This is a genomic window from Mesotoga sp., from assembly GCF_035363035.1.
Taxonomy (GTDB): Bacteria; Thermotogota; Thermotogae; order Petrotogales; family Kosmotogaceae; genus Mesotoga.
The window spans coordinates 1-3,599 of sequence record NZ_DAOSEH010000137.1 but is presented as its reverse complement, the minus strand read 5'-3'; the positions used below and the strand labels follow the sequence as shown (position 1 = coordinate 3,599).

Sequence of the window (3,599 nt, the reverse complement as noted above, 5' to 3'; positions counted from 1 at the left end):
CGTCACGGCCTTGTATACTGATGCTTTGAGGCGGTTTAAGCTCCGGTACCGAGCCCGACGAGGTAGCATTCACCCACGGAATCGGAAATTCCGCCGAGGATCGTTCTTCTGTGAGCCTGGATAATATCCAGCATGAGTTGCCACCTCCTCTTTATCTGAGAGAAATTATACACTCCGTCCGGGCGATTTTATACACTATTTCCTTTTTCGACGCCTCGAAAAGTTGCAAGAGTTCGGAGAATTCTGATATAGTATGGTTGTAGGACATCCTACATCTTGATCGGGAGGGTTGCACATGTCTAACATTCCCGTAGAGAACCGCGGTCACAGCTCTTTGATCAGTATTATTCAAAACGAACTCAAGACCAGGATAATTAACGGAGCCTTCAAGCCGGGAGAGAAACTTCCTTCCGAGCCGGAGCTTGCGATGGAGCTTGGGGTGAGCAGAAATTCATTGCGAGAGGCGATCGGTCTTCTCCAGAGAGAGGGCCTCCTGGTGAAGCGTCACGGTGTGGGCAACTTCGTGACCGACAGGTACCCTATAATCCGCGGAGGGATCGAACGACTCGCCGGGATCACCGAGTTCATACGGGCGCAGGGGCTCAAGGCCGGGAGCAAAGTCACCAGATTCGAGCTCGTTGAATGCCCCGGGGAGATCGGCCAGACGCTCGATACGGAACCAGGTGACAGGATCTTCATAATGGAAACGATCAAGTACGCCTCGGAAGTGCCGGTAGCGCTCTGTGCAGATTTCATTCCCCTCTCGATAGCCGGAAACATCGATCCGGATAGGATTCATGACTCCATCTTCGACGGTTTGAGGGATCACTACGGGGTGGATATAAGGTACGCCGAGTGCGATCTGATACCTATGACCGCAGGAGAGGAATTGACCGGAAAACTCTCCGTCGAAGCCGGAACACCGGTTCTGCTGCTGGAGCAGATACATTACGATTCGCTGAACAGAAGGGTCCTGTACTCTAAAAGTTATTTCCCTGTCGGTAAGTTCACTTTCAAGTTGATCAGAAAGCGCTAAGATACCATTACCAAGGAGGTGAATGCGTTGAGAAGGCTTTTTGTACTGCTGATACTGTTTATCGGGATCTTTCTCTCTGCGACGACCATCGAGGTTTTGTGGATGGGCTGGCCGCAGGACCAGGTTATGCAGCTGGTGAAGGCTTTCAAGGACGAGAATCCAACGGTCGAAGTGGACATTCAACTTGTTCCGTTCGGGCAGCTGTTCCAGACTCTCGAAGTTAGACTCGCCGCGGGCGACGGGACGCCCGATGTCTATATCGTTGACGGTCCTAACACAGCGTCTTACGCGGCCAGAGGTTACTTGCTGGCCCTGGACGATTATTTCACGGATGAAGAGATGGATGACTGGTTTAGCGCATCGATCGAAGAGGGGAGCTACGACGGCAAGTTTTATTCGGTGCCGTACGGCACGTCTTCTGCCGGGATTTTTTACAACAAGGCCATTTTCGAGGAGTACGGAATTCCCTTTCCACCCGAAGGGATCGACGAGAGATTGACATGGGACGAGGTTGTCGAAATCGCCAGAGCCCTCACCAAAGACACGAACAACGACGGTATAACCGACATCTGGGGTCTGGTGATCGAGCAGATAGACAGACCCTATCTGATATTCCCGATCGTACAATCGCTTGGAGCTCAAGTACTCTCCAGCGACGGGTTCGTCTCGCAGGGATATATCAACTCCAAGGAGTTCATAGAAGGCACAACTTTCTACTGGAAACTCTTCAACGAGTGGAAGATAAGCCCTCAGGGCGTTTCCGATTCGGCCATCGCCAGGGAGTATTTCGGTACCGGCAAGGCGGCCATGATGCTGGGCAACGAATGGAATATACGCAGGATGTCCCAGTATCCTTCGGTCGAATTCGGCCTGACACCCTTCCCTTATTTCGAAGGAGGAGCGATCGTCACTCCCACCGGAAGCTGGCATGTGGGAATAAACTCGAAAACCAGGAAGCTCGACGAAGCTCTGAAGTTCACCAAGTTCATTACCGGAAAAGAAGCCGTCATAACCTGGCACATGCTGAACGGCATCGCCCCGGCTAGATACGATGTCTATGAAGCCCTGCCCGAGGTCTTCGGAAATCCGATGTGGCAGACCTTCCTGTATGAGATGGAACACACCGCCGTGGCCAGACCCGTAACGCCCGGCTACTCGCAGTACGAATTGATGCTCAGAGAGGCTTTCAACTCGATTCACTACGGCGCCGATCCTAGGAAGACCCTGGACGATGCCGCAATCAGGATCGATAGAGAACTGAGAAGATACAAGTGATCGAACGGGATCGTATTTGAATTCATTCTGGATGGTGCGGAAGTGTTCAGGAATGGCAGAGTTGCATGGCTTTTTATATTACCCGCGCTGGCATTTCTTTTGTTGTTCAAGATCTGGCCGATAGGCGTCTCTTTCATCGAGAGTTTGACGACGACCAGTTTCAGAGGAACAAAGTCTTTTGTGGGGTTTGAAAATTACTCGTATCTATTCAGGTACGATCCCGTTTTCTGGAATTCCTTCTGGGTAACTCTCCTGTATTCGGCGATAGTCAACCCGCTGATAGTCCTGAGTTCCTTGCTCATGGCCCTGTTGCTCAACGGGTCGTATTTCTTCACAAAGTTTTTTAGAACGGTCTTCTTTCTGCCCACGGCGATCTCGTACGCGGTGGTCGCTGTTATCTGGTCAATCGTGCTCGATCCTTACTACGGACTGGCGAACAGTTTTTTGACCTCTTTCGGTCTTAAGCCGCAGCCTTTTTTCGCCTCCCCCGATCAGGCGCTGTGGGGATTGATAATGCTGAACGTGTGGAGAAGCTCGGGGTACTGGATGATGTACTTCCTGGCCGGTCTGCAGAACATTCCGGAAAGTCTCTACGAGGCGGCCGAGATAGACGGCGCCTCGACCCTCCAGAAGACTCTGAAGATCACCCTGCCGCTCCTGACGCGAACGATGTCTTTTGTTCTGGTGGCCAACACGGCCTTCAATTTTCTCAGTTTCGCTCCGGTTTACATAATAACCAAAGGCGGACCGATGGGCTCGACCAACCTGCTCATGTACGAATCGTACAAGAGCGCCTTCGTGAACGCCGATATGGGCAGGGCGTCGGCCATTACGTCGATACTTCTTGCGATCATTCTCGTCTTCAGCTTCTTCGAATTGAAGCTGACTAAGGCGAATTTCGAGTATTGAGGAGAGATTCATGAAAAGTGGCAGACTCTGGAAAACAACATCGCTTTTCATCGTACTGGCGGTCGTCAGTCTCTTCTTCATAGTACCGCTGGTGTGGATAGTGGCCTCGGCCTTGAGACCGGCCGGATCGCTTTACCAGTACGCCAATCCCCTCACCTGGGGGACTTTCATACCCTCGAAACCGACGCTGGAGAATTTCGTACACATCTTCTCGAAGCTCAACTTTGGCAGGGCGATCGCCAACAGCCTTTTCGTTTCGCTCGTTACGATACTGCTCACGGTCTTCGTTTCCTCGATGGCGGGATTTTCGCTGGCGAAATTCAATTTCAGAGGAAAGAACCTGGTCTTTGCCATAGTGTTGATAACCTTCATGGTTCCG

4 protein-coding genes are annotated in these 3,599 nt (G+C 51.7%); all 4 read left to right on the top strand.

The window, feature by feature from the left end; all coding sequences use genetic code 11:
- Positions 1-295: 295 nt before the first annotated feature.
- Positions 296-1,036 carry a UTRA domain-containing protein gene (locus tag PKX57_RS11590; RefSeq protein WP_214048048.1) on the top strand — a complete coding sequence of 247 codons (741 nt, stop codon included), beginning with the start codon at positions 296-298 and terminating at the stop codon, positions 1,034-1,036.
- 27 nt (positions 1,037-1,063) lie between these two features.
- The gene (locus tag PKX57_RS11585; protein WP_472417469.1) at positions 1,064-2,311 is read left to right on the top strand and encodes an ABC transporter substrate-binding protein; all 1,248 of its coding nucleotides are present in this window, start codon (positions 1,064-1,066) and stop codon (positions 2,309-2,311) included.
- A gap of 102 nt (positions 2,312-2,413) precedes the next feature.
- Positions 2,414-3,220 (top strand): carbohydrate ABC transporter permease, encoded by an 807-nt coding sequence (locus PKX57_RS11580; RefSeq protein ID WP_470745299.1) that lies wholly within the window; start codon positions 2,414-2,416, stop codon positions 3,218-3,220.
- A 10-nt stretch (positions 3,221-3,230) separates the two neighbouring features.
- A partial coding sequence (locus PKX57_RS11575) for an ABC transporter permease family protein (RefSeq protein ID WP_472417467.1) occupies positions 3,231-3,599 on the top strand: 369 nt, incomplete at its 3' end.